Here is a 25,347-nt window from a genome sequence, read left to right on the forward strand (position 1 = left end):
CCTGAGATTTTACCGTGAATGAAGTCAAAAAAACAACTTATGAAGTCTTCATTGCTGTTCGATAAGCTTGGAGATTCATCAACAAATCTGCTTCTGCAGGAGATAAATGGCAACTTTCAACAATTTCCTCTCTATTACCCCCCATTTCCAAAATTCGTAAGGCATGGCGGTAACCTCCATCATTGTCTCGTTTATTCTCCAAATCCTGAATCTGGTTATCCATACTTATCAGTTGTCTATTAATTTCTTGCAATTGTTTGGAGAATAATAAATCGGCGTGAACTAACATGGGGTGATCCTTTGTAATTTGATCAATTGCTTTTTGCTGTGCATCCACCTTTTCCTGCATGCCAGTTAATTTTTTTCGCTGCTCCAATAAGTAATTCATACCCAATAGCAAAATAACTCCATTTAAGATTAATAGAATAATTGTCATTTCATATCCTCATTCCCAATGACTACACGGTGCGCTTGCTCACTTAATTCCGGATTTAAAAGTCGCGGAATATTTCGATTCAAGGCAATAATAATACTCACCCTACGATTTGCTGCTCGCCCTTGTGCTGTAATGTTATCTGCAACCGGAAATTGTTCTCCGTAGCCTGTTACTAAAAGATTTTGTGCTGAAATGCCAAAAGAATTTAACGTTCGGCCAACTACTGCGGCACGCATGGCAGAAAGTTCCCAGTTTGAGGGAAACTGAGGAGTTTCTATAGGTACATTATCAGTATACCCTTCTACCGAAATAATCGAAGTTGATTTTTTAATTTTATTGGCTACTTGCATTAATTTAACAAAAGCCTCAGGTTTTAAATCTGCCTCACCGGATTCAAATAAAGCTCCTGATTTAATGTCCAGCTCTATCCAGCCTTCCTGACGATTAATCTTATAGTTTCCATCTTCTAATTCCGCCAATGATTGATGTAAGTCATCAAGTCCGTCATTAAAAAGTCCATGAAATTGTTTGGTTTGTGGCCCATCTTTTTTATTGTCTGTTGACTTGAGGGCACGGGCTGCATCTTTTTTATTAAAAGCGGATTTCATCCCTTCTGAAAGAGATCGGTATTTAGAAATATTAACGGAAGAAATTGCATACATGACTACAAAAAAAGCAAATAACAGAGTAATAAAATCTGCATAAGAGACAACCCAGCGATGATGGTCATTTTGCTGCTCACTTCCTTTTTTTCTTGCTTTCATTTTTCTTGTGCTGACCAAAATTGTTGAGTTTTAATAGCAAAATTCCGGGACTTTCCCCAGAAGCAATTGCGACCATACCTTCTACAATCATTTCCTCATAGTGTACTTTATGAGCAATACACATTTTTAATTTATTTGCCACAGGCAAAAAAATAAGATTAGCCATTCCCACCCCGTAAATAGTAGCTACAAAGGCTACTGCAATCCCTAATCCCAATTCACTGGGTTCGGATAAATGACGCATCACCTGAATCAATCCCAAGACTGCTCCCAGGATCCCAATGGTTGGGCTGTATCCTCCCATACTTTCAAAAACTTGGGCAGCATGGAGGTCATGCGACTCAACCCGCTCAATCTCATCTTCAAGAACTTGTCTTATCGTGAGTTTATCTACCCCTATGACCAATAGTTCAAGACCTTTATTAATTAAGGGATTTTTTTCAGTTTCCAAATGCTCTTCCAGAGACAGAAATCCCAATTGACGTGCTTTTCTGGCCAATTCAAACATTTTGTTGCGGCAGGGTTCAAAATCAAGCAGCGGTGGTTTAATGACCCACGGCAAAATATTAAAGGCTCTTTTGAAAGTACTGAGGGGGGTTTGGACCATAACTGCGCCAATTGTTCCTCCCAATACGATTAACAGTGCAGAAAAGTTAAGTAATGATTGGACAGTTCCGCCTTCAAACAATTGGCCAATCATAATGGCTAAAAAACTGGTTAGCATCCCTACTACAGTTAATACATCCATTATTTTCTATTCCGGTAAACGTGATTTAATTCGATGTGTAGCCTGGCTTAGAATCTGTGAAACGCGAGATTCACTAACGCCGATAACTTCCCCAATTTCTTTTAAATTCAAATCCTGTTCGTAATATAACGAAAGTACCATCCGCTCTTTATGAGGCAGGCCACGAATAACTTCCGATAAACGACGCATTAAATCACTATGGAATACGTTGACATGAGGTTCAGCATATCCGTCTTCCACTTGCAAAACATCATCCGTGACCCCTAAATCTTCAAAACCGTACAAATGGCTGCTTACCGAGTCTTGTAACATTTCATGATATTCATCGAGTGAAATCTCAAGTTCTGCGGCAATTTCCGAATCCTTCGCCTCTCTTCCCAACCGGTGCTCGACATTTTTTACTGCTTCAGAAATCATTCTGGCATTACGATGGACTGAGCGAGGTACCCAATCATTGCGCCTTACTTCATCAAGCATATACCCTCTAATCCGAATTCCTGCATAGGTTTCAAACGAAGCACCTTTGGAGGAATCATAATGTTTTGTTGCTTCCAGCAACCCAAGCATTCCTGCTTGAATTAAATCATCCAACTGCACACTTTGCGGCAAACGGCCCAGTAAATGATGTGCAATGCGTTTCACTAGCAAAGCATGAGTTTTTACCAGCGTTTCTTGGATTTGCTGATTTACTTTGCTATAGGCAGCCAAAGCATCCACAATTTTCTCCTTAAAATTCACCTGCAACCAAACGCTCTAAAAAGAAACTGGTATTACCACCCAATAAAGAACAGGGAGGCCATTCAGAGACTTCATCTGCCAACTGTCTGAGAGCCGAAGCAGCAGCAGAATCAGGATAAGCAATTAGTACGGGCTTTTGCATTTTTACTGCTCTGTGTATATGCTCATCAAAAGGTACTGCTCCTAGATAGTCTAGCTGAACCTCGAGAAATTGCTCGGAAACTTTTAATAATTTATTAAATAATTCCCGCCCATCTCTTTCATTTCTCACCATATTGGCCAGAATGTGAAAACGTGTCCATTCATATCGTTTACTCATTACTTTAATTAAAGCATATGCATCTGTTAAGGAAGTGGGTTCATCACAAACAACTACAATTAACTCTTGAGAGGAACGGGTAAAACTTAAAACGGTGTCCGAAATTCCAGCAGCGGTATCTATAATCATGTAATCTAAATCATCGGTAAGCTCATTAAATGCATCGATGATTCCAGCAAGCTCCGGAGGGGAAAGCTGGGTCATAAATTCCGTACCTGAGGCTGCAGGAATTACGCTAATTCCGCTTGGTCCTGGCAATATAATGTCACTTAAGTGACAGACTCCCTGAATGACATGAGACAAGTTATATTTAGTATGCAATCCCAGCATAATATCTATATTTGCCAATCCCAGATCAGCATCAAGTATCATCACTCTTTTGTTAAGCTGAGCCAAGCCAACGGCCAAATTGACAGAAACATTGCTCTTGCCTACACCTCCCTTGCCAGCAGAGACGGCAATTACTTTAATTGGTTTCGCACGTGACAGGTTCCTTAAACCTGAAGCCTGATCCCGTATATTTTTCTTTACCTTAGACATGATATTCTCTCCCAGCACTTTGAAGTGCTTTCCCAACTCTGTCTGTCTGAAACAGCTGTGTTTCCTGATCTGCAAGTAACTCAATGAGCTGGTGGCGTGTAGCCATTTTAATATCTTCAGGTACCCGTTGTCCGTGGGTGAGATAGCTCACCCCTAAGCCCGACTCAATTAGCGCGCTTAAGGCACCCCCTACAGCTAAAGACTCATCCAGTTTGGTTAAAATACACTGATCGACCTGATTTGCCTCGTAACGTTTTATTGCATCAATTAATACTCGATAATGACTGGTTGCAGGTAACACCAAAACTTTGGAAATTGACTGTAAATAAGTCCCCAGTACATACATTTGTTTTACAACCCGTTCATCTGCCGGATTCATTCCCGCGGTGTCAATTAAAATCAATTTCTTATCACTTAGTTGTCGTAACACGCGCGCCAAAGAAACTTCATCCTGTGCAACACACACTTTAACGCCCAAAATTTTTCCATACATCATAAGCTGTTCCTGGGCAGCAATTCGATAGGTATCCATAGTAACTAACCCCAGCTTATCTGCCCCGAATCGCAGGGCAAATCTCGCTGCAATTTTGGCCAAAGTGGTTGTTTTCCCGACACCCGTTGGCCCAACAAAAGCATACACCCCACCTTCCTCTATCCTATGGGTGTCACAAATGAGTAATTGTTCGGAAATGAGATTTAAAACACCCTCCCAACCCTTTTGTTGATTTAAATCAGGTCGCACCGAACATGCCCAATTTGCGGCTGTAGTGTGGCTTACTCCCAGATACAGAAGTTTCTGGAGCAAAATCGTATGCAAAGGTTCATGGACCCCAATATTTCCTCTTAACTGCGCTTCAAGCATTCCCCTTAGGGTTTGAATTTCCTGGCGCATGTCATCAAGAGGTGTTTGTGTTTGAAATTTAGCCTGGCTTGGTGGTTCAGCACAGGCTACCGCTGCTGATGTTGAAAGAATTGTTTCATCAAAATCAATTGCAGCAACGACTTCCACCCCCCCTTCTATATGATGGCTGGACAATATAACGGCATCGGCACCAAGTGTTTCTTTAATTTGTTTCATAGCGCTGCGTGTATCGGCCGCAACAAAACGTTTTAATTTCATAAAGCCTCCTGCTTATGAAGAAATTTGTCACTATTCACGCAATGCCTCTATATAGAAATTGTAGTCCGCTTGTAGGAAAACTGAGAACTGATGCTCTGATTGTTTTGCACCAGCTTCTCTTTATAATCACCCCAGATCAGGTGTTATCCTACTGTCCCTACTATTCTTATTTGTTTATTATCAGGAATCTCCTGATAAGACAAAACATGAAAGTCATGAGAGATATTACGCACAAATCGTGCCAAGACCGAACGTATTCCGGGTTGTACCACCAATACGGAACTCTCCTGTTTTGCCTGTTGTTGCATTGCGAGTTGAGTCAAGGAATGCTGTATCTTGTCTGCCATTCCCGGCTCAAAGTTTACGCCCCCGGTCCCACTGCTTTGAATAATGTTTTGCAATAATTGTTCCAACTCTGGTTTTAAAGTAATAATTGGCAGTTCCTCGTGAATTCCACTGATTTTTTGGGTGATTAATCGGGATAAGGCTATTCGTACCTGACTGATTAAATATTCTGTATCCTTGGATTTTGGCGCTAGCTCCGCCAAAGTTTCGACTATGGTACGAATATCGGTTAGAGGAATATGTTCCACGAGCAATCCTTGTAATACTTTACTCACCATTCCTAATGTAAGCCCATCAGGCACCAATTCTTTCACCAATTTCGGTGAAGTTATTGCGAGTTTGTCCAAAAGTTGCTGTGTTTCTTCATAACCTAATAACTGCTGACTGTTTTGCTCAAGTATTTGGCTTAAGTGGGTAGCAATTACTGTTGAAGCATCAACTACGGTATACCCTAAGGTATGTGCCTCTTCTTTCTGACTCTCATTTATCCAGACTGCTTCCATTCCAAATGCGGGATCTTGAGTTTTTATTCCTTCGATTTCGCCAAAAATTTGTCCTGGATTGATAGCCAGACACCGATCCAGATGGATTACAGCTTCTCCCATTACCACGCCTGCCAAGCTAATCCGGTAATGGTTCGGCTTTAAGTCCAGATTATCCCGTACATGTACGGAAGGAATTAAAAACCCCAGTTCCTGGGAGATTTTTTTTCGTACCCCCTTAATTCGGGAGAGTAAAATTCCGCCCTGAGACTGATCGACCAAAGGAATCAGGCGATATCCTACCTCAAGACTGATTACGTCCACTGGATTTACATCATCCCAAGACAGCTCGGAAGAAATATTGGGCGCCTGCAGGGCCAAAGATTCATTTTCCTGGGTGAGCTGTTCTTTATTCTTAACTTTTTCCTGTTGTAAAAACAAATAGGCAATTCCTGCCAAACCTGCAGAAAGTAAAATAAATGCAACATGCGGCATTCCCGGGATAATACCAATTAATCCGATGATAGCTGCCGCGATAATTAGAGAACGGGGATTGGCAAGTAATTGCGAAATAAGCGCGTGCCCCATATTTTGCGCACTGGAAACCCGCGTTACAATAATGGCGGCAGCAGTGGATAAAACCAGAGATGGAACTTGTGCTACCAAACCGTCACCAATAGTTAATAGAATATAATTATGCAATGCATCGGAAATACTCATCCTGTGCTGAAAAACACCAATAATTAACCCACCAATAATATTAACAACCAAAATCAGGATTCCTGCAATTGCATCTCCGCGAACAAATTTACTGGCACCATCCATAGAGCCATAAAAATCTGCTTCCTGTGCTACCTCCAGACGCCGATTGATTGCCTGCTCCTGATTAATCAAACCCGCATTCAAATCTGCATCGATGGCCATTTGTTTTCCCGGTAATGAATCTAAAGTAAACCGTGCACTGACCTCGGATACCCGCCCTGCGCCTTTGGTGACGACAACAAAATTGATAACGACCAAAATAATAAATACAACCAGCCCAACAGCGTAGTTTCCACCAATAACCACCTCACCAAATGATTGAATCACGTGTCCGGCAGCGTCAGTTCCTTTATAGCCATTTAATAAAACAACGCGCGTTGAGGCTACGTTTAACGATAAACGTAATAACGTCGCAAGCAGGATAACGGTGGGAAAAACAGCAAAATCAAGGGGTCTTTCACTGTATATCACTGCTAATAAAACAACTAACGATAATGCGATATTAAAAGTAAAAAACACATCCAATAGGAAAGGAGGCAAAGGCAACATCATCATGCCAAGCATCATGATAAGCACCAAAGGGGTGCCCAGACCTTGTCTCATCCAATATTGAATATAGTGCAATGCTTTATTCATGAGCATTCTCCTCTACTTCCCGTACTAATTCTGGCGGAATAGGAACATCTTGCAAGAGTGTGGGTTTGTAATCATAACGTTCCTTATCACGCAACTGAAACACATATGCCAAGACCTGGGCGACAGCAATATAGAGCCCTCTTGGTATTTCTGCATTTAATTTGGTGGAAAAATAAAGTGCGCGTGCCAAAGGGGGCACTGAAATAACAGGAATTTTGTGGGCGGTTGCCACTTTATTTATTTGGAATGCAATCAAATCCTTACCCTTGGCTACCACTATCGGAGCTTTATTCCTCTTTTCCTTATAACTAATTGCCACCGCATAATGGGTAGGGTTTGTTAATACCACATTCGCTTTTGATATTTCATTCATCATCCGTCGTCGCGAAATTTCTTGTTGTGCCCTACGAATAGCGCTTTTTACTTCAGGCTTACCTTCTGTTTCTTTGTATTCATCCCTCAATTCCTGCATGGTCATCTTCATATTTTTCTGATGCTCATACAATTGGAAAGGCACATCAAAAGCAGCAATTACAATCAAACTTGCCGCAATCAATACAAATGATTTCACGACAATCAATGCACCGCTGCTGATTGCGGTTTCAACAGGGACATGGGCTAATCCCAACAAAGCAGGTACCTGTGATTTAAGTACCGCTATGGCTACCACTGCGACAAGAAGGAACTTAAAAAACGATTTAAGCATTTCAACCACGCTTTTTACCGAAACCATCCGCTTTAATCCCTGAAAAACATTCAGCCGTGAAAATTTGGGTTGCAAAACCTGTCCACTAAAAACCCATCCTCCCAGCAGTAATGGAGCCACCAAAGTGATAGCAAAAATAATAACCAATAAAGGTACTAAGGACCAAAATCCCATCCTGGCGAGTAAAAATAAACGCTCTAAACTCACTGTTGGGGTAAGAATAACCTGGGTATTAAATTCAAACGCGTGTCGCATCATGGCAGCTATCTGGAGTGCCAAATATTTTCCAAAAATAAGAAACCCCACGGCAGTAACCAATAAGGTAACTGTAGTGTTAAAGTCTCGCGATCGGGCAACCTGGCCTTTTTTTCGGGCTTCTTTAAGCCGTTTGGCCGAGGGCTGTTCTGTTTTTTCTTGTGCTTGTTCCTGCTCGGCCATCAGCGCAACATCCCTATCATAAAACGCATTCCCTCTGCTAAAAGATCCGCCATTTGTGCCGCAACATTCGGCAAACCTACCTTAATAACAACCATTCCCATGATTAACGTTATAGGAAAACCCAAAGAAAAAATATTCAATTGTGGGGCTGCTCGAGACATGATTCCAAAAGCAAGACTCACAATGAGCAAAGACAACAATGCCGGAATTGAAATCAGCAGCGCCTGTTTAAACATCCACCCTGAAAATAAAATGACATTCCATAACATAGATGGGGCAATTGAAACCTGCCCCACAGGCATAACTTTGAAGCTTTCCAACAAGGTTTCAAAAACTGTCAAATGTCCATTCAGCGCCAAAAAAATCAGGGTCATCATCATGGAATATAACTGGCTGACCAAAGGAACACTGGCTCTGCTTGCAGGATCCATCATGACTGCAAAACTAAGACCAGCCTGCATTGCAATAATTTGTCCGCCCAGTACAAAAACCTGAAAAACAAGCTGCAAGACAAATCCCATTAACAATCCAAACAGCAATTCCTGAAGTATGTATCCCAAAAAAACGCCCTTAAAATGAAGAAACGAAAGCTCTTTGGGAACCATAAATGCACAGACGCAACTTAAAACGAAAAGCAAAATAATTTTTATACGGCCCGGTATTAAAGCAGATGAAAAAACAGGGACAGTAAGTAATAGCCCACCAATACGTCCCATGGGCCATACAAACTGGCTTATCAGTCCTATCGCTGCTGAATAATCAAGATCCATCTGAGGTTATCCTATTAAATAAGGAATATTGCTAATCAGGGAATCCGTATAATTCAACATTGTCTTCAATAACCAGGGGCCAGCAAATACGAGCATCAAAAAAGTAATAAACAGTTTGGGGATAAAACTTAAACTCGTTTCATTAATCTGGGTTGCCGCCTGAAACATAGAAACGAGCACGCCAATAATAAGGCCAGGAAGAATGAGGACTGTAATTAACAACAGCATCAAATACACACCCTCACTAAATATAGAAGTTACAGACTCTGGAGTCATATTTTTTTCCCTAAAATTTTATTTCCTCTGGGTCCCAGCTCACTGAAGCAATACTGCCTTTTAACTCATCGCAAAACTTGATGCCAATGATCCTAAAACAAGCGTCCAGCCATCAACCATTACAAAAAGCATTATTTTAAAAGGTAATGAGATAATTAAAGGGGATAACATCATCATCCCCATAGCCATCAGCACACTGGATACCACCATATCGATAATTAAAAAAGGCAAAAATAAAATAAAACCAATCTGGAATGCGGTTTTTAACTCGCTGGTGATGAACGCAGGAATTACAACGCTCATTGGAACTTCATTAAGGCTTACCGGGTTTTGTTCGGCAAATTTTTCAAACAAGGACAAATCATTTTTACGTGTTTGATTTAACATAAATTGACGTAATGGCACTTGTGCATTCGCCAAGGCCTGGGGAAATTTGATGCTCTCAGCAAGGTAAGGTTGCACCGCATTCTCATTGATTTTAGTAAAAACAGGCGACATCACGAAATAAGTCATGAATAGTGCTATGCCAATCAAGATTTGATTGGTGGGGGTTTGGGCCATTCCAATAGCCTGCCGTAAAATGGAGAGCACAATTATGATCCTTGTAAACGCAGTCATTGCCATCAGCATGCCAGGCAAAACTGTGAGCAAAGTCATAAAAATCAAAATTTGCAGGTTGACACTATAAGTTTGTTCCCCATTTGCACCAGGTTGTACTGTCAACGCAGGAAGTGATAAAGGGGCTGCCTGGAGCGCAAAAGGAAGACAACTTAATATAAAAAACAGTAGGTAACCCTTGGCGTTGCCTAGGGCAAACGAATTTGCTTTATCTCCTCTAGAGGACATGGAGCATGCATACTGTACTGAATTCATTTTTTTCATTTTGATGACTTCACAACTGATTTAAGCAGATCTGCAAATGTTGGTTTATTTTGGGTATCGAATCCTGGTGGCAATTGTTCACCAAAATCATGAAGCAAAGTGATATTTCCAGCACCTGAACCCACCAATAAATAACGGGCCCCTACTTTTAAAAGAGTGACTTTCTCCTTGGGACCCAAAATCATAGTGGCTATAGGTTGAAATCCCCTTGCTGGACCTATTTGCATTCCATGTAATCGCTTTACTACCCAGGATAATGCAATAATGAGCAATAAAACCAACGATAAGCCCATAATCACGCGGATGAGCTCCCCCTGATTGAGTACGTTTTGCATTATCTTAATCGCTTGATTCGTTCTGCTTTACTGACAATATCAGTTAACCGCACACCAAATTTGTCATTGACTACAACAACCTCCCCGTGCGCAACCAGGGTGCCATTGACTAAAACATCAAGCGGATCGCCAGCTAAACGATCCAGTGCAACAATACCGCCCTGGTTTAATTGAAGCAGGTTACGAATGGTCATTTTAGTACGGCCAATTTCTACAGTTACAGAAACCGGAATGTCTAAAATCAAATCCATTTTCTCACTCTCTGCCTCTTGAGGGAGAGCATTTGCAGGTTTAGGTTGCTCCATTGCTTCTTGAGACATTACTTATCTCCTAATAACTAATATTTTTTATTATTTTTACTGCGCGCTTATCATTTGCAGTGCCTTGGGTTGCTGTAAAACCAGGAGTCCCTTCAATATCCAAAGTAACTTCTTCTTTCATTTCCATAGGAATAAAATCACCTATTTGCCATGACATAACTGCACCAAGAGTACTTTTGGTCTCAGCCATTATTGAACTCACAGTTAATTCAACATCCATTAATTCTTCTTTTAATGATTTAATCCAGTTGGGATCTATTTCATCATCGGGACGAGAGGCGCCTAGTTCCAATTGCTCCTTGATTGGTTCAACCATGGAATAAGGCAGAACAAAATAAAAAGTTCCAATTTCTTTACCAAAATCCATCGAAAAACGCGTTACTATCAGCATTTCCTGAGGTTCTGCTATATTCACTAGCTGAGGGTTGGTTTCATCATTGAATTTCGTTATATCAAGTTGAATAATTGGCTTCCAAGCTTGAGTCAGGTTGGCAATGAGCTTCTTGGTAATTACATCCATAACCCGCAATTCAGTCGCAGTAAAATCTGTTTTATCCTTTTGTGCAAAGAATTGAGAACTGCCGCCAAAATAATAATCCACCAAATCGTATACAAAAGTACTGTCAAAAAGAATAATGCCTTTACCGCGTAATGGTTTGAATTTAAAAATACACATTAAGCTTGGGTTAGGTAAGCTCTCCATAAAATCACGATGTTTGACAATGAGCAATGGATCCTGCTTAATTTCAAAATCTTTGGCCGTAACATTATAAATATCCGCAGCAAACAGGCGTACAGCGCGATCATAAATCCTGTCCAATACCGGAAGTTTACCTTTTACAATGCGCTCTTGGGCAGTAAAATTCAGTGTTTTTACTTCATTTTCTTTTTTTACTTCTATTGTCTCGAATACAGCTTCCGTTACCTGCTTTTTATGGCTGCTGGCTTTTTTATTACGGACTGCCTCCTTGGTTCCCTCTGCACCCTCCGAATTTTGATTTTCTGAGTTTTCACCAACCGTTTTCAGCAGAGCATCTATTTCTTCTTGTGATAAAACGTTTTTATCAACCATATAAGCAATCCATACTAATTTTTAAATTTGAATCATTCATTAATTCAGCAAGTACAATGTTTTTCTATGAATAGCTCCTTCATGCAAACAGTATGCCATTTAATATAAAACAGGGATTATCTTCATAACCCGGATTAACACCGCCCAATCCGGGTTCAAATTTCAGTTGATTGCATTGACTTTCCTGATCCGTTTATGAGTTGAATCAGTAATGGCTAATTTGTTTTGACAGTCAAAAAATTCATACGCCAATCATTTGACAATTTTTGCTTGAAAAATACTTTGTCCATGTTACTCGTTTGATTGTTGCTGACATTTTGACTGCGCCATTTTGCGACAATTATCCTGACAATCAATTTGATCAGAATTCAAACATTGAGAATTAATACAATCTTGGCTTGTATTGTGATAACACTGAGATTTATCGTATTTCTGCGCACCTAAATAATCTTGGGGAATATCGGCCGCATAGATTGAAATAGAAAAAAAGGTTCCTAAAAAGATTAAAAGAGTTTTCATCATAATTCCTTTTAATTATGTTTCTAAATGAATTATAGTCTTAAATAATAAAAATAATTAAATATCGAAAATGCGCAGCAAATTCACAAAGCTTACCAATTTTAGCCGTGCGCGTGTCAGTCAATCTTTTTGCTTACGTCCTGATAATGAAACTGAACTTATCGATTATCTTGCTCATCACCCACAAGATAGCATTCTCGTGCGTGGTTCGGGCTTAAGTTACAATGACAGTTGCTTTAATACCGGCGGGTTTATCATTGACAGCGGCCGTCTGAATCATTTTATTGATTTTGATCAAAAAACCGGAATTGTACGCTGTCAGGCGGGAGTACCATTGCACGATTTGTTTTTAGTACATCCCAATTTCATTCCTCCCGTTCTGCCTGGTACAGTTCATACTACGGTGGCAGGTGCAATTGCCCATGATGTACATGGAAAAAATAATCATCAAGAAGGAAGCTTTGGTCATCACCTCATCGAATTTGAATTAGTGATTGGAAGTGAAAAATTTACCTGCAGCCGTGAAAAAAACAGTGACTTATTTCATGCGACGATCGCCGGCCTGGGTCTTACAGGGATAATTACGCGAGTTGCTCTTCGTCTTAAAGAGGCTCCTCCTTTTGTTCAAGCGCAGCATAGACAATTCGAATCGCTCACGGAATTAACCCAATACATGACTACCGAGGGCATTCATCATGATTATCAGGTTTCCTGGATTGATCTCCTCAATCCTACACCCCGAGCGATTCTCTCTGTTGCCGATTATTGTGAACCATTTGATAATATAAAACCCAAAATTCATACTGTCCCTAAAATTCCTTTTTCTTTAATCAACTCATGGAGTATGAAATTATTTAATCAGCATTTTTTTAACAACAAAAAAGGGCAAGAAAAGTTAGGTCTTGAACAATTTAATAATCCGCTGGATAAACTCTTGCACTGGAACAGACTTTATGGCCGCAAAGGATTAATTCAGTTTCAAGCTGTATTCAGTGCCGATGACGATGCCCCAACCCAATTGGAAAAGATGATCCGGTTAATGCGGATTAATAAAGCAATTCCTACCCTTGCAGTGCTCAAATTATTCACACAGCCCGGGGAAGGGTTACTCTCCTTTTGTAAACCAGGATTTACTTTAGCAGTAGATTTTGTTCACAATTCTGCAGCAAATAAAACAATCTCTGCATTGAATCAATTAATCACCGAACTGAAGGGACGGGTTTATTTAGCTAAGGACATGCTTTTAAATGAAAAACAATTTTACTATATGTATGAAAATTTCACTCAGTTTTCCCAGACGCTCGACAATTATGGATGCACCATGCACTCTGATCTGGCAAAAAGGTTAGGGATCAAAAAATGACGTCAAGAACCTGGATGATATTAGGTGCCACTTCCATTATTGCAGAGCAATTTGCACATATTGTTGCCCAAGCCGAACATCACCTGCTTTTAGTGGGACGCCAGGAAGATCAACTCCACCTCGTTGCTCGAGATATTCAGCTCCGCTATAAAGTAAGCTGTGAGACTCTGGTTGTTGATCTTATAGAACAAGTTGATGAGCTACTTACCGTGCTTAAAAAAGATACCCGTGAATTGGATGTGTTTATCGCGCATAGTGACTTCACCGATAATGAGCATTTAAATCGAGAAACAATAACGCGCCTCATTCAACTCAATATCCTCACCACTACTTTAATTATCCATACCTACCTTAATCGCCTCCAAAATGAATACCATTTACTGTTTCTAAGCTCTGTTGCTGGCTGCAGGGGACGTGCAAAAAACAGTCTTTATGGGGCCAGTAAAGCAAGCATTGAGATTTACCTGCAAGGGATACAACAAACAGCTCAGGCAAACCAACACATTACCATTGCCCGTTTGGGCTTTATTGATACAAAGCAAACCTATGGTCAGCCTGGAATTTTTTATGCAGCTCCTCCTGATCTTTGTGCGAAAGCCTGTTGGCGGGCGCTAATGCAAAGAAAAAGAGTCTTCTATTATCCTTATTTCTGGCGTTTTATCATGGCAATCATTACGCGATTACCTTTTTTTCTCTTTAAAAAAATGGGTAAGGTTTAAAATGGATTATTCAAATCTTCTTCATTTTAGTGCAAGTCGATTGATTGATCCTTTTAAGCGGTAATGTAAATAAGTTTTTCTAAAATGAAAATTTAGGAATTTACGCCATGGAATCATTGCAAAGTCCTAATATTATTCTCTTTGTGGACCTGTTTTTTCTTTTAAGAGATCACGAATTTCAGCTAATAGAATTTCTTCTCTTGTTGGTAGTGTTTCTTGCTTCTCTTCTTTTTTTCTTAATAGAGAAATGCCTTTAACTGCTATAAAAATACAAAATGAAATAATGGTAAAATCAATAACCGACTGGAGAAATTCGCCCCATTTCACAACTGCCGCACCGACTGTAAAGGTTTTATCTGCAACATTGATCCCGCCGAGCAACAAACCAATTAAAGGCATAATAATACCTTGAACCAGGGAGCTTACAATTTTTCCAAACGCAGCACCAATTACCACCGCAACAGCCAAATCTATTACATTTCCCTTGACGGCAAATTGTTTAAACTCTTGTAAAAAACTCATGTCCTCTCCTTATATGGTTATTTACAATATGTAGCCTGGAACATTTTCCAGGCTACCTGAGGGAAATTTAGGATTGACGCACCATCTCTCTTATTTCTTCTATTTTTTTCTCCAAGTTATCCGGAATAGCTCCTCCTCCTTGGGCCATATCATCCCGACCACCACCTTTGCCGCAGAGATGTCTCACCAACGTCGCTGCGTTAGGCGCTTTGTCTAAAATATTTTTACTCACTCCCGCAATTACATTCATTTTATTTTGATCCAGAGTAAATAAAACAATTACGGCTGAATCAAGTCTTGATTTCAATTGATCCAGGGTATTACGCAGGGTCTGACTGTCAGTCCCGTCCAATTGCTTCACAAGTAAACTGATCCCATTAATTTCTTCAACTTCCGCTGCCAAATCAGCACCGGATTTTTTTGCTTTCTCATTTTGTAACTTGGTAATTTCCTTTTCCAAATTTTTTGTTTCGGAGATGAGCTGAGCAATTTTCTCGGGTAAATTATTTATTGTTGTCTTTAATAAAGATGCAGATTCATTCAACAACACTTGCTGTTCATTAATCCAAGCTAAGGCATAACGGCCAGTAACCATTTCGATACGTCTTACCCCACTGGCAATCCCGTATTCAGCAATTATTTTAAATAAACCTATATCACCCGTTCGTCTTGCATGGGTACCCCCGCAAAGCTCCTTAGAGAATTCACCCATAGAGAGTACTCGTACTTCATCGGCATATTTTTCTCCAAAAAGAGCAACAGCCCCGCTTTTTTTTGCTGACTCAATGTCCATAATTCGTGTCACAACTTCATGATTGTCTCTAATTTGGGCATTAACTAACTCTTCAATTTTTTGTATGTGATCTGCAGTTAATGATTCAAAATGAGAGAAGTCAAATCGTGCGCGCTCTGCTTCAACCAATGAGCCTTTTTGCTGGACTTGTGCTCCCACAACTGCTTTAAGGGCTGCGTGCAGCAAGTGGGTTGCCGTATGATTTAAACGAATTGCCTCTCGCCGCTCACTATCGATTTGTGCTCTGACTTGTTGATCTAAAATTGCTGTTCCATCAACTACTTCGCCATAATGCACTATGGCTTGCCCTTTCTTTTGGGTATCATCGACGCGAAAATGAAAATCTGCACTGATTAAGACGCCCTTATCACCGACCTGCCCCCCACTTTCTGCATAAAAAGGAGTATGATCTAAAACTACAGCCCCTTTCATACCCTGGGTTAAGGTTTTTACTTCTTTTCCTTCTTGCAGTAAGGCAATAATGTGGGATTCCATTTGATTTTTTTCATATCCATGAAAATCACTTTGGTAATCCAATTGAGCACTGGTACTGTAATCCACACTAAATTGGCTGGCTGCCTGAGATTGTTCTCGTTGGTGCTGCATCAATTCATTAAAGCCATCCATATCGACATAAAGGCCCTGTTCTCTAGCAATATCTGCTGTTAAATCCACTGGAAAACCATAAGTATCATACAGCTTGAAAGCAATTTCACCGGATATTTCCCGGCCACCCAGAGAATGCATTTGCTCATGCAGTAAACGTAAACCCTGATCGAGGGTACGGGCAAATTGATTCTCTTCTTGATTAAGAATTTTTACAATATGATCTTTAAATTGGATCAACTCAGGATAAGCATCACCCATGACATGGATTAAAGGTTCAACTAACCTTGAAAAAAATGGTGTGGGCAAACCTAACTTATTCCCATGTCTTATTGCTCTTCTAATAATTCTTCTTAATACATATCCTCGTCCTTCATTGCCGGGAATCACGCCATCAGCAATCAGGAACGCGCAAGAACGAATATGATCGGCAATTACTTTTAAGGAAGTATGGTTTAAATCAGTAATATTACCCAATTTTGCCGTAGCTTGAATCAAATATTGGAAAATATCCGTTTCATAATTGCTGTGAACACCCTGAACTACTGCAGCAAGCCGCTCAAGACCCATTCCTGTATCCACTGAAGGTTTAGGTAAAGGATGCAAATTCCCATCTTTATCCCGGTTAAACTGCATGAATACGAGATTCCAGATTTCTATGTATCGGTCTCCATCCTCATCAGGACTTCCTGGAGGTCCACCCGGGATTTCAGGTCCATGATCATAAAAGATTTCTGTGCAGGGACCGCAAGGGCCAGTATCACCCATAGACCAGAAATTATCTTTTTCACCACAACGGGAAAAACGCGCTGCAGAAACCTTCATTTCCTTTAGCCAAATATCTTCTGCTTCCTGATCTTCTTTATAAACTGTCACCCATAACCGTTCCTCGGGAAGACGCAATACTTGAGTTAAAAATTCCCAAGCAAATTTTATTGCTTCACGTTTGAAATAATCACCAAAGCTAAAATTACCCAACATTTCAAAAAACGTATGGTGTCTTGCTGTATAACCCACATTTTCCAAATCATTGTGCTTTCCCCCTGCACGCACGCACCGTTGTGCAGTGACTGCCCGCTGATAAGAACGAGTTTCAAGTCCTAAAAATAAATCCTTAAATTGCACCATCCCTGCATTGGTAAATAATAAAGTAGGATCGTTAGCAGGGATTAAAGAGCTGGATTCCACGAGTTGATGACCACGTTGTGTGAAATAATCAAAGAATGCTTTTCTAATTTCAGAACTTTTCATTTTTTTAATCAACACCAATTTGAGTTAATTTTAAATTTTCAACCTTAATTTGGGTACTACAGTCTCCAAGTATGGTTGTGCATTACGATTGCCTTCCCTGAGGCTACGGTTTCATTATGTTTTCAATTCTTTTTTAACTTGAGCAATGGTATCCATTCCAAATCCACGATAGAGCAAAAAACGCTGCTGTTTTTGCAGTTCGTCGAAAGACAGATTGAGTTCCCCTTTACTTTTTTTATGCCAAACATCCAAAGCATAGGTCAACCAATTATCCTCTTCTTGCTGCAAGAATTGTTGTATTAATTCCCTATCTATCCCTTTACTACTTAATTCCTGGCTTATTTTTAAAGGCCCATAACCTTGGCGGATGCGTGAATGACAGTACGTTTCTACAAAACGTCGATCACTTTGTAAATCCAGGCGTTGGCATTCATCCAATGCTTTTTTTACTTCCGCTGCACTATATCCTTTTTTTTGTAATTTATCACAAAGCTCCAGTGCACTGTGTTCGCGCCTGGAGAGCAGGCGCATAGCACTAGTAAATGCTTTAGTCATCAACTGCCTCAAATTCATCCGCACTGGCTGACGCAAGCATAGGCAATTTTTTCTCCAAGAGCTCCATGCGAATTTGCTGCTCAAGGGCTGCTGCAATTTGAGAGTTTTCTTTCAGATACAAGCGAACATTATCTTTGCCCTGGCCAATTTTTTCTCCTTTATAACTGTACCAAGCTCCGGATTTTTCGATCAGGTTGAGTTGGACACCCAAATTGATAATTTCGCTCTCGCGGGAAATCCCTTCATTGTATAAAATATCAAATTCCGTCATTTTAAAGGGTGGGGCTACTTTGTTCTTTACTACTTTAACTCGTGTTTCACTGCCTAGAATTTCTTCACCTTTCTTAATCGACCCAATACGACGGATATCTAAACGAACAGAAGCATAGAATTTTAATGCGTTACCACCAGTAGTTGTTTCAGGGCTACCAAACATAACGCCAATTTTCATACGGATCTGGTTAATAAAAATAACTAGTGTGTTGGAGCGTTTAATATTAGCAGTCAATTTACGCAAAGCTTGTGACATGAGCCGCGCTTGTAAACCAACATGTGAATCCCCCATTTCCCCTTCAATTTCCGCTTTTGGGGTCAACGCAGCAACAGAGTCGACAATAATTACATCCACAGCCGCTGAGCGTACCAGCATATCGGTAATTTCCAGAGCTTGCTCCCCAGTATCTGGCTGAGAAACCAATAACTCATCTACATTAACACCCAGTTTTTGCGCATAGCTTGGATCTAATGCATGTTCTGCATCAATAAATGCAGCCGTACCACCCATTTTTTGACACTCGGCAATAACTTGTAAGGTTAATGTGGTTTTACCAGAGGATTCAGGTCCATAAATTTCAACAATACGTCCTTTAGGTAAACCACCAATCCCTAATGCAATGTCTAGTCCTAAAGAGCCTGTTGAAATGGCTTCTATATCTCGGGAGACGTTGCTGTCACCCATACGCATCACTGATCCTTTACCAAATTGACGTTCAATTTGCGAGAGGGCAGCTGATAATGCTTTTTGTTTATTTTCTTCCATAATATTTTCCAGGTAGTTATGCAAGGGTAAAATTATCACACAGATAGGAACAAGCAGCAAACTGATTCACCGGATTAAAAGAGTTTTTTTGAACAGATTAAAACCAGCAAAGGTGATTCTGTATTTTTAAGTATGCAACCTTTATTGAGTCGAAATATTAGATTAAATTATTTCGCACACACATCCCCACTTAACATTCGTTGATAGGGAAAATCTCCCGCCCTTCAAATCAAAACAAATACAAATTGATTGGGTATTGCTCATTATGTTATAATATGATAATCCTGTATTTTTTAAGTGACGTATCTTATGCAAAGCAAAAATGAACTACTGTCGCCAGTTACTAATATCCTATCTACTTCATTATACGCAGCTCGGGTAGTAGTGAATATTTCCAATGTCTCTAAGCATCTCTTTTTTCCTACACAAGAAGAATCAAGATTGAATGTTACTACCCGCTTTCAACAGGAAGAGAAAAAAAGAATGCAACAGGTAGCTGAGGATTTATACGTGGTTTTAAAATAAATAAGGAATGGATTTTTAATATCAGTGCTGCCCTATTGAGTCATTTTGATATAGGAAAGAATGCCTGATAAAGCTTCCTGGCATGCGGCCAAGCGTATTGTTTGCCGATTTCCAGTGAACTGTTTTAGCACCACTTTAGGTTTTCTGTCTCGGGCTACCCATCCTAAATAAACAGTGCCTACAGGTTTCTCAAGGCTACCTCCATCTGGACCTGCAATCCCTGTAACCGATACAGCAATATGCCCCGCACTGTGGTGTAAGGCGCCAGTTGCCATAGCTTGAGCCACAGGTTCACTAACTGCCCCATATTTCTCGATTAATTGCTTGGGTACGGATAATAAATCCTCTTTGGCCCGGTTACTGTATGTCACATATCCTCGTTCAAACCAAACTGAACTCCCGGGAATTTCCGTAAGGGAACTTGCAATTAGGCCGCCAGTACATGACTCAGCAGTAACCAGTTGCCAATTATTTTTTTTTAAAATAGCAGCAATTTCTTTGATTAGAGGTTCAAAGGAGCTCATAAATACACCAGAATTTATCCTGGGCTTAGGGTTTTCGCCTTTACCCAGGTGAAAGAATTAGTGTTGTGTTTGATTTTGATTTGTTTCAGCAGGTTGACTTGGTGCAGGTTGTGTTGTTGTAGTGGTATCAGTTGTTCCTGCAGTAGGTTGCTTGTTGTTTTCCTGGCCACATGCCGTTAAAGCAAGTGCTAAAAAGCCAGTTGCTGCAATTATAGCGATACGTTTCATTTCATTCTCCCTAAAAAGATTAATATTTTTTTAAATCCCCTTTGATTCTAGCAAATAAATTTAAATACAACCATGACCTATTGATATTTCTATAAAAAACTTGAGACTGGAAGCCCTTCATAATATTAAACGCTCAAAAAATTAACAATCCATTGAGCAAATACGCTGTCATTACAGGATTGCTGTAATGACTTTAATCCCTCCTCTGTTAATTTTTTACCTAGTCTGTGTTTACGAATTTCAATTAGCGCTTGTATGTAATTTTTGCTGTACTCAGGATGGCCTTGTACCGTCATCAGATTATTGCCAATTTGCAACATGTAAAATGGACAAAAATCACTTGCCGCCAAAACCTCTGCATCTGAAGGCAGAGCTACAACTTGATCCTGATGACTAACCGTCATGCTTAGGTCCTCCAGAGGGGGTATCATCCATGATTTGTGTTGAACCATTTTATTGGTTGCTACGCCAATTCCCCATCCTTTAGGTGATTTAACAACCTTACCACCTAACGCTTTTGCAATAAGCTGGTGACCAAAACAGATTCCTATAGCTTTTTTCTCAGCCACATGAAGATGCCGCACAAAATCCTCAAGTGCAGTAATCCATGGAAGATCATCATTAACCCCATAACGGCTCCCGGTGATGATGTACGCATCAGCACTATGAATATGGGTTGGGAATTCATTATGGCGAACATCATAAACAGTAAAGCTCAAATCAGGTTTCGCTTTTTGCAATAGTTTGTTATACATTTCCGCATAAGTGCCAAATTGCCCAAGCAATTCTGTATCTACCTGGTCGCATTGCAAGATTCCGATCTTCATAATTCCCCTAAGGTGCCCTCTGCCAACCTGATTGCCACAGTTCCCAAGTGATGCTTATAATCCCCATGTATGGCAGCGGTTAGAATATTTTTGTATTGCTGCTCAGTGAAAAGAATTGGATTACTTTGAGCTGATGGGTCTTCCGTCGCCATAATTGCTATACGGCCCAAATCCCGCGCATCAATTCCAATTTCTGACAAGCTGTGTTCAATGCCTAATTTCTCACGCAATTGCAAAATCCAGTCTAAAAATCCATCAAATCCATTATCGATGTCCAGGTAACTTGCCAAACGAATTATTTTTTGTTCAATTTCAGACCGATTCGCTTGCAATACATAAGGCATAAGAATGGCATTTAGTCTGCCGTGATGAGCGTCATATATTGCTCCCAAAGGATGTGCAAGAGCATGCATTGCACCCAAGCCACGCTGAAAAGCGGTAGCGCCCATCATGGAGGCAACAAGCATTTGAGTTCTTGCGTCCAAATCATTTCCATTTTGAATTACTCGTGGTAGATGTTTTTTAATTAAACGTATTCCTTCGAGGGCAATTCCTTCCGCCATTGGATGATAATTGGGAGCCGAATAGGCTTCCAGACAATGAGATAATGCATCCATACCTGTTGCTGCGGTAATCTGTAGAGGTAAAGCAACGGTTAATTCAGGGTCCAGGATAACTATAGAGGGTATCATTTTGGGATGAAAAATAATCTTTTTTCGTTGTTGTTGCGTATCAGTGATCACCGAAGCCCGTCCAACCTCTGAACCGGTACCGGCAGTACTGGGCAAGGCAATAACAGGTGCTATATGGGTAACATTCACACGCTGCCAATTATCACCTACGTCCTCAAAATCCCATAAAGAGCGATTTTGTCCCACCATTAGGGCGATCGCTTTGGCCGCATCCAAAGCAGATCCTCCTCCAAAAGCGATAACACCATCATGGCGTCCATTTCGATAAGCATCAACACCAGCCAAAACGTTCTCACCTGTAGGATTCGCTTTGATATCCGCAAATAAAGCACATTGTAAACCGGCCTCCTGACAGCGGATTAATGCCGTTTCAATCATGGGTAATTTTGCCAGGTTATTGTCTGTAACTAGTAAGGGAGATTTTATTCCCAGGCTAGAACACGCCTCAATAAGTTCTCGTGCCCGCCCGGCTCCTACTTTGATTGAAGTGGGGTAGTTCCAGTTCGCCTTTAATAATAAAGTGCTCATTTCATGAATTCCTTTCTAGTCGCCAGTTTTTAAATGAAAAGACTTGGGTCGCGTTAATACCTCATATCCTATAGAAGAAAGCGTACATCCCCGTCCAGAATGTTTAACCCCTGCCCAGGCTAAAGCCGGATCCAGATAATCGCATCGATTGATAAAAAATGTGCCAGTGTCAAGTTGTTCCCCAATAGCGATTCCCGCCTCTATATCTTGAGTAAAAACGGTTGCGGTCAAACCGTACTTGCTGTCATTCATTAAGGAAATCGCTTCCTCATCACTATCCACAGGCATAATGCCAACCACTGGACCGAATGTTTCTTCAGTCATAATTCTCATTTCATGGTTTACTTCTGTTAAAATTTGGGGGGCCATATAGGCGGAGCCAGGTTTGTCCCATATAAATTTTTGGGGGTCGATATGGGCCACAGCACCTTGGGTTAACGCCTCCTGGATCTGGGCACGAACAAATTCCGCTGCAGAGGGTCGGACAAGTGGTCCTAAAGTGGTCTCCGGATCATCTGGGCGCCCAAGCTTATATTGCATCACTAGGGATACTGCTTTACCGAGAAATCGATCGTATATATTTTTATGAACATATATACGCTCTATACCGCAGCAAGATTGACCCGAGTTAAAGAAAGCCCCATCCATAAGTGCTTCTACCGCTTTATCAATATCTGCATCAAACCGGACATAACCCGGATCTTTTCCTCCGAGCTCAAGACCAATACTCAAGAAACTCCCTGCAGTTGCTCGTTCGACCATCCCTCCTCCCGCCACAGAACCCGTGAAAGCAACGTGGTTTATTGCGGGATGCTTCAACACTTTTTCCGTGTCTGGGTGAGTTAAATCCAGATACTGGAAAACCCCTTCCGGGAGATTAGCTTCTTTAAATGCCTGGGCAAAGCGTTCTGCAACCAGAGGTGTTTGTGCGGAATGTTTCAGTAAAACAACATTGCCTGCCATTAGAGCGGGAATAATTGAATTCACTGCTGTCAGATAAGGATAATTCCAGGGGGCAATTACAAAAGCAAGCCCTAGCGGTTCTCGTTTAATGTATCGAATAAATCCCGTTTTTGCAGGTAGCGTAAGTGGCGCAAGTGCTTCTTTTGCTGCGGAAATCATATAGCGAGCACGCTCCTCCAGGCCGTTTATCTCTCCAGCAGCATAGCGTATCGGTCTTCCCATTTGCCAACAAATTTCCCAGGCAATCTCTTCTTTATTCGCTACCAGAACATCCACGGCAAGATTGCAATAGCGTTCCCGAACAGCCAACGGCGTATTGGCCCACTGTTTTTTTGCCTTTAATGCACAGGCGAGAGCAAACTCGATCTCCTTGTCCTTTGCAAAGGGACGCTCTAAGTAGAGCGAATTATCTATAGGGGAGTAAGTTTTCAAAGTATCAGTCATGATTTCTAACAATCCAGGTTAAATAATTTCAAAGTAACGATCCAATTCCCAATCGGTAACATGGCGTCGAAACTCCCGCTCTTCCCATTCACGAGAAGCTGCAAAATGCTCGACAAAAGGCTCCCCAAACAGAGTCTGGGCAGCTTTTGATTTCCTGAGCCGAGCAGCAGCCTCCCACAAGGTTTGGGGCAATGCCAGCTCTGGTTGATGCGGTTGCGTATATGAATTTCCTCTGATTTCAGGATAGGGTTCCAGTTCATGTTCAATTCCATATAGCCCCGAACCTAAGGCTGCAGCCAAAGCTAAATAAGGATTAGAATCGGCAGAGCCCAGGCGATATTCCACCCGCTGCGACTTTTCATTTCCTGGAATAACACGTAATGCTGTTGTACGATTCTCAACCCCCCATGTCGCATCAGTTGGGGCCCAATATCCCGGGATAAGGCGGGAAAAGCTGTTGACCGTCGGGGATACCATCGCTAAAAACTCTGGCATCAGTTTTTGTTGCCCAGCTACGAAATGTCTTTGAATTTTACTCATGCTATGGTTCATCGTGGGATCGTAAAACGCGCTCTCCCTACCATTTTTGAAACGTAAAGAGAGATGGATATGGCCACTTTGTCCTGGATAATCGGGTGACCATTTAGCCATGAAAGTTGCTAATTTATTATTTCGTTGCGCTAAAACCTTCATAAAAGTTTTAAACAATGCTGCCTTGTCTCCAGCTTCTGTCGCTTTATCAACAGCCAAAGCAGCTTCGATTACCCCAGGACCGGTTTCCGCATGCAAACCTTCAATAGGAAAATCCATACTTTCGCTCATATTGAGAATTTGATGATATAAGTCCGCATGCACGGTGTTGCGAATTATTGAGTACCCGAAAAAATCGGGTGTCATCGGTTTTAAATCACGGTAGCCTTTGGAACGGATAGTGTCTGGCGTTTCATCAAACATAAAAAATTCGTATTCCAATGCCGCATAGACATCAAACCCCATGGCATCTGCTTTATTAACCACCCGGCGAAGCAAGGCGCGTGGACATAGTTTTTCTGCTTCTCCAGAAAATTCAGCCATGAATAGCAGCTGATTCTCTTCAAAAACAAGATTACGGCAGGTTTCCGGCAGAATGCGTACGGATGTATCAGGATACCCTGTATGCCAACCCGTATATTTGCCATTATCATACAGTTTATCTTTCGAATCCCATCCAAGAATCACATCACAAAAAGAAAAACCATTCTCCAGGGCCGAGAAGAATTTATTACGGCTCATATATTTGCCGAGCATGACCCCGTCTACATCAAATAAGCCCACTTTGACATGAGAAAGCTGACGCTCTTCAACAACTTGTTTTGCATCTTCAATGGTTTTGACATCCTTTGGGGTTAACATAGCATATTCCTTTGCCATTTCAATTATAAGTAATTGATAATATACCAGGATTCACTATTGAGGCTAGGGGTAGTTATCATGCCTTGAAAGAGAGAATTCTACAAAAATAATTGCTCCTTATTTATCCCTATGCTAAGGTTTCAATGCCCTTATACAACCCATCACCCA

26 protein-coding genes are annotated in these 25,347 nt (G+C 40.9%); 2 read left to right on the forward strand and 24 right to left on the reverse strand.

Annotation, left to right across the window (positions count from 1 at the left end; genetic code table 11):
• Window positions 1-37 precede the first annotated feature (37 nt).
• From KYQ_RS06445 to fliM, 14 genes are all read right to left on the reverse strand, one after another.
• Window positions 38-436, reverse strand: a complete 399-nt coding sequence (locus tag KYQ_RS06445) for a DUF2802 domain-containing protein (RefSeq protein ID WP_010653381.1) — start codon at window positions 434-436, stop codon at window positions 38-40.
• The gene (locus tag KYQ_RS06450) at window positions 433-1,200 is read right to left on the reverse strand and encodes a flagellar motor protein MotB (protein WP_010653380.1); all 768 of its coding nucleotides are present in this window, start codon (window positions 1,198-1,200) and stop codon (window positions 433-435) included. The genes KYQ_RS06445 and KYQ_RS06450 overlap by 4 nt, the downstream gene beginning before the upstream one ends.
• Window positions 1,175-1,948, reverse strand: coding sequence for a flagellar motor protein (locus KYQ_RS06455; protein ID WP_010653379.1), 774 nt, complete (start codon window positions 1,946-1,948; stop codon window positions 1,175-1,177). The genes KYQ_RS06450 and KYQ_RS06455 overlap by 26 nt, the downstream gene beginning before the upstream one ends.
• Before the next feature lie 6 nt (window positions 1,949-1,954).
• On the reverse strand, window positions 1,955-2,665 hold the full coding sequence (locus KYQ_RS06460) for an RNA polymerase sigma factor FliA (protein ID WP_010653378.1): 711 nt from the start codon (window positions 2,663-2,665) through the stop codon (window positions 1,955-1,957).
• A 10-nt stretch (window positions 2,666-2,675) separates the two neighbouring features.
• Window positions 2,676-3,545: a MinD/ParA family protein gene (locus KYQ_RS06465; RefSeq protein WP_010653377.1), complete on the reverse strand. Its 870-nt coding sequence runs from the start codon at window positions 3,543-3,545 to the stop codon at window positions 2,676-2,678.
• Window positions 3,538-4,665, reverse strand: a complete 1,128-nt coding sequence (gene flhF / locus KYQ_RS06470; RefSeq protein ID WP_010653376.1) for a flagellar biosynthesis GTPase FlhF — start codon at window positions 4,663-4,665, stop codon at window positions 3,538-3,540. The genes KYQ_RS06465 and flhF overlap by 8 nt, the downstream gene beginning before the upstream one ends.
• Window positions 4,666-4,808: 143 nt before the next feature.
• Complete coding sequence (gene flhA, locus KYQ_RS06475) at window positions 4,809-6,890, reverse strand: flagellar biosynthesis protein FlhA (protein WP_010653375.1); 2,082 nt, start codon at window positions 6,888-6,890, stop codon at window positions 4,809-4,811.
• Window positions 6,883-8,034 (reverse strand): flagellar biosynthesis protein FlhB, encoded by a 1,152-nt coding sequence (gene flhB, locus KYQ_RS06480; protein WP_010653374.1) that lies wholly within the window; start codon window positions 8,032-8,034, stop codon window positions 6,883-6,885. Before flhB ends, flhA begins: the two co-directional genes overlap by 8 nt.
• Window positions 8,034-8,804: a flagellar biosynthetic protein FliR gene (gene fliR / locus KYQ_RS06485; RefSeq protein ID WP_019349771.1), complete on the reverse strand. Its 771-nt coding sequence runs from the start codon at window positions 8,802-8,804 to the stop codon at window positions 8,034-8,036. Before fliR ends, flhB begins: the two co-directional genes overlap by 1 nt.
• A 6-nt stretch (window positions 8,805-8,810) precedes the next feature.
• Window positions 8,811-9,080 carry a flagellar biosynthesis protein FliQ gene (gene fliQ / locus KYQ_RS06490; RefSeq protein ID WP_010653372.1) on the reverse strand — a complete coding sequence of 90 codons (270 nt, stop codon included), beginning with the start codon at window positions 9,078-9,080 and terminating at the stop codon, window positions 8,811-8,813.
• 60 nt (window positions 9,081-9,140) lie between these two features.
• Window positions 9,141-9,962 (reverse strand): flagellar type III secretion system pore protein FliP, encoded by an 822-nt coding sequence (gene fliP, locus KYQ_RS06495; protein WP_010653371.1) that lies wholly within the window; start codon window positions 9,960-9,962, stop codon window positions 9,141-9,143.
• Window positions 9,959-10,297 carry a flagellar biosynthetic protein FliO gene (fliO, locus tag KYQ_RS06500; protein WP_010653370.1) on the reverse strand — a complete coding sequence of 113 codons (339 nt, stop codon included), beginning with the start codon at window positions 10,295-10,297 and terminating at the stop codon, window positions 9,959-9,961. The genes fliP and fliO overlap by 4 nt, the downstream gene beginning before the upstream one ends.
• Window positions 10,297-10,617, reverse strand: a complete 321-nt coding sequence (fliN, locus tag KYQ_RS18245; RefSeq protein WP_010653369.1) for a flagellar motor switch protein FliN — start codon at window positions 10,615-10,617, stop codon at window positions 10,297-10,299. The genes fliO and fliN overlap by 1 nt, the downstream gene beginning before the upstream one ends.
• A gap of 10 nt (window positions 10,618-10,627) precedes the next feature.
• A complete protein-coding gene (fliM, locus tag KYQ_RS06510) occupies window positions 10,628-11,689 on the reverse strand; it encodes a flagellar motor switch protein FliM (RefSeq protein WP_010653368.1) in 1,062 nt (353 codons plus the stop codon).
• 589 nt (window positions 11,690-12,278) lie between these two features.
• Between fliM and KYQ_RS06520 the strand changes: the two genes are divergently transcribed.
• Window positions 12,279-13,571 carry an FAD-binding oxidoreductase gene (locus tag KYQ_RS06520; RefSeq protein ID WP_010653366.1) on the forward strand — a complete coding sequence of 431 codons (1,293 nt, stop codon included), beginning with the start codon at window positions 12,279-12,281 and terminating at the stop codon, window positions 13,569-13,571.
• A complete protein-coding gene (locus tag KYQ_RS06525) occupies window positions 13,568-14,290 on the forward strand; it encodes an SDR family NAD(P)-dependent oxidoreductase (RefSeq protein WP_010653365.1) in 723 nt (240 codons plus the stop codon). Before KYQ_RS06520 ends, KYQ_RS06525 begins: the two co-directional genes overlap by 4 nt.
• A gap of 132 nt (window positions 14,291-14,422) precedes the next feature.
• Here the strand turns inward: KYQ_RS06525 and mscL are convergent, their stop codons facing one another.
• The 10 genes from mscL to KYQ_RS06575 form a co-directional block, all read right to left on the reverse strand.
• Window positions 14,423-14,812 carry a large-conductance mechanosensitive channel protein MscL gene (gene mscL, locus KYQ_RS06530; RefSeq protein WP_010653364.1) on the reverse strand — a complete coding sequence of 130 codons (390 nt, stop codon included), beginning with the start codon at window positions 14,810-14,812 and terminating at the stop codon, window positions 14,423-14,425.
• Window positions 14,813-14,879: 67 nt separating this feature from the next.
• Complete coding sequence (alaS, locus tag KYQ_RS06535) at window positions 14,880-17,462, reverse strand: alanine--tRNA ligase (RefSeq protein ID WP_010653363.1); 2,583 nt, start codon at window positions 17,460-17,462, stop codon at window positions 14,880-14,882.
• 114 nt (window positions 17,463-17,576) lie between these two features.
• Window positions 17,577-18,017: a recombination regulator RecX gene (gene recX / locus KYQ_RS06540; RefSeq protein WP_010653362.1), complete on the reverse strand. Its 441-nt coding sequence runs from the start codon at window positions 18,015-18,017 to the stop codon at window positions 17,577-17,579.
• A complete protein-coding gene (gene recA, locus KYQ_RS06545) occupies window positions 18,010-19,056 on the reverse strand; it encodes a recombinase RecA (RefSeq protein ID WP_010653361.1) in 1,047 nt (348 codons plus the stop codon). Before recA ends, recX begins: the two co-directional genes overlap by 8 nt.
• A 557-nt stretch (window positions 19,057-19,613) precedes the next feature.
• Window positions 19,614-20,105, reverse strand: coding sequence for a CinA family protein (locus KYQ_RS06550; RefSeq protein ID WP_010653359.1), 492 nt, complete (start codon window positions 20,103-20,105; stop codon window positions 19,614-19,616).
• 57 nt (window positions 20,106-20,162) lie between these two features.
• Window positions 20,163-20,333 (reverse strand): hypothetical protein, encoded by a 171-nt coding sequence (locus tag KYQ_RS19300; RefSeq protein WP_010653358.1) that lies wholly within the window; start codon window positions 20,331-20,333, stop codon window positions 20,163-20,165.
• 125 nt (window positions 20,334-20,458) lie between these two features.
• The gene (locus tag KYQ_RS06560; RefSeq protein ID WP_010653357.1) at window positions 20,459-21,160 is read right to left on the reverse strand and encodes a GMP synthase; all 702 of its coding nucleotides are present in this window, start codon (window positions 21,158-21,160) and stop codon (window positions 20,459-20,461) included.
• Window positions 21,157-22,380 (reverse strand): iron-containing alcohol dehydrogenase, encoded by a 1,224-nt coding sequence (locus KYQ_RS06565; RefSeq protein WP_010653356.1) that lies wholly within the window; start codon window positions 22,378-22,380, stop codon window positions 21,157-21,159. The genes KYQ_RS06560 and KYQ_RS06565 overlap by 4 nt, the downstream gene beginning before the upstream one ends.
• 15 nt (window positions 22,381-22,395) lie before the next feature.
• Window positions 22,396-23,787 (reverse strand): aldehyde dehydrogenase family protein, encoded by a 1,392-nt coding sequence (locus tag KYQ_RS06570; protein WP_010653355.1) that lies wholly within the window; start codon window positions 23,785-23,787, stop codon window positions 22,396-22,398.
• 18 nt (window positions 23,788-23,805) lie between these two features.
• Window positions 23,806-25,179 carry a glutamine synthetase family protein gene (locus KYQ_RS06575; protein WP_010653354.1) on the reverse strand — a complete coding sequence of 458 codons (1,374 nt, stop codon included), beginning with the start codon at window positions 25,177-25,179 and terminating at the stop codon, window positions 23,806-23,808.
• Window positions 25,180-25,347: the final 168 nt, after the last annotated feature.

Source organism: Fluoribacter dumoffii NY 23 (assembly GCF_000236165.1).
Taxonomy (GTDB): domain Bacteria; phylum Pseudomonadota; class Gammaproteobacteria; order Legionellales; family Legionellaceae; genus Legionella; species Legionella dumoffii.

Excerpts from the sequence above, each read along its gene's own strand:
- flhB (WP_010653374.1), bottom strand. The coding sequence starts at position 8,034 with ATGGCCGAGCAGGAACAAGCACAAGAAAAAACAGAACAGCCCTCGGCC.
- recX (WP_010653362.1), bottom strand. The coding sequence starts at position 18,017 with ATGACTAAAGCATTTACTAGTGCTATGCGCCTGCTCTCCAGGCGCGAA.
- KYQ_RS06520 (WP_010653366.1), top strand. The coding sequence starts at position 12,279 with ATGCGCAGCAAATTCACAAAGCTTACCAATTTTAGCCGTGCGCGTGTC.
- KYQ_RS06560 (WP_010653357.1), bottom strand. The coding sequence starts at position 21,160 with ATGAAGATCGGAATCTTGCAATGCGACCAGGTAGATACAGAATTGCTT.
- fliQ (WP_010653372.1), bottom strand. The coding sequence starts at position 9,080 with ATGACTCCAGAGTCTGTAACTTCTATATTTAGTGAGGGTGTGTATTTG.
- flhF (WP_010653376.1), bottom strand. The coding sequence starts at position 4,665 with ATGAAATTAAAACGTTTTGTTGCGGCCGATACACGCAGCGCTATGAAA.
- fliR (WP_019349771.1), bottom strand. The coding sequence starts at position 8,804 with ATGGATCTTGATTATTCAGCAGCGATAGGACTGATAAGCCAGTTTGTA.
- flhA (WP_010653375.1), bottom strand. The coding sequence starts at position 6,890 with ATGAATAAAGCATTGCACTATATTCAATATTGGATGAGACAAGGTCTG.
- KYQ_RS06565 (WP_010653356.1), bottom strand. The coding sequence starts at position 22,380 with ATGAGCACTTTATTATTAAAGGCGAACTGGAACTACCCCACTTCAATC.
- fliP (WP_010653371.1), bottom strand. The coding sequence starts at position 9,962 with ATGAAAAAAATGAATTCAGTACAGTATGCATGCTCCATGTCCTCTAGA.
- KYQ_RS06455 (WP_010653379.1), bottom strand. The coding sequence starts at position 1,948 with ATGGATGTATTAACTGTAGTAGGGATGCTAACCAGTTTTTTAGCCATT.
- fliO (WP_010653370.1), bottom strand. The coding sequence starts at position 10,297 with ATGCAAAACGTACTCAATCAGGGGGAGCTCATCCGCGTGATTATGGGC.
- KYQ_RS06465 (WP_010653377.1), bottom strand. The coding sequence starts at position 3,545 with ATGTCTAAGGTAAAGAAAAATATACGGGATCAGGCTTCAGGTTTAAGG.
- KYQ_RS19300 (WP_010653358.1), bottom strand. The coding sequence starts at position 20,333 with ATGAAACGTATCGCTATAATTGCAGCAACTGGCTTTTTAGCACTTGCT.
- fliM (WP_010653368.1), bottom strand. The coding sequence starts at position 11,689 with ATGGTTGATAAAAACGTTTTATCACAAGAAGAAATAGATGCTCTGCTG.
- mscL (WP_010653364.1), bottom strand. The coding sequence starts at position 14,812 with ATGAGTTTTTTACAAGAGTTTAAACAATTTGCCGTCAAGGGAAATGTA.
- alaS (WP_010653363.1), bottom strand. The coding sequence starts at position 17,462 with ATGAAAAGTTCTGAAATTAGAAAAGCATTCTTTGATTATTTCACACAA.
- recA (WP_010653361.1), bottom strand. The coding sequence starts at position 19,056 with ATGGAAGAAAATAAACAAAAAGCATTATCAGCTGCCCTCTCGCAAATT.
- KYQ_RS06570 (WP_010653355.1), bottom strand. The coding sequence starts at position 23,787 with ATGACTGATACTTTGAAAACTTACTCCCCTATAGATAATTCGCTCTAC.
- KYQ_RS06575 (WP_010653354.1), bottom strand. The coding sequence starts at position 25,179 with ATGTTAACCCCAAAGGATGTCAAAACCATTGAAGATGCAAAACAAGTT.
- KYQ_RS06450 (WP_010653380.1), bottom strand. The coding sequence starts at position 1,200 with ATGAAAGCAAGAAAAAAAGGAAGTGAGCAGCAAAATGACCATCATCGC.
- fliN (WP_010653369.1), bottom strand. The coding sequence starts at position 10,617 with ATGTCTCAAGAAGCAATGGAGCAACCTAAACCTGCAAATGCTCTCCCT.
- KYQ_RS06445 (WP_010653381.1), bottom strand. The coding sequence starts at position 436 with ATGACAATTATTCTATTAATCTTAAATGGAGTTATTTTGCTATTGGGT.
- KYQ_RS06550 (WP_010653359.1), bottom strand. The coding sequence starts at position 20,105 with ATGAGCTCCTTTGAACCTCTAATCAAAGAAATTGCTGCTATTTTAAAA.
- KYQ_RS06525 (WP_010653365.1), top strand. The coding sequence starts at position 13,568 with ATGACGTCAAGAACCTGGATGATATTAGGTGCCACTTCCATTATTGCA.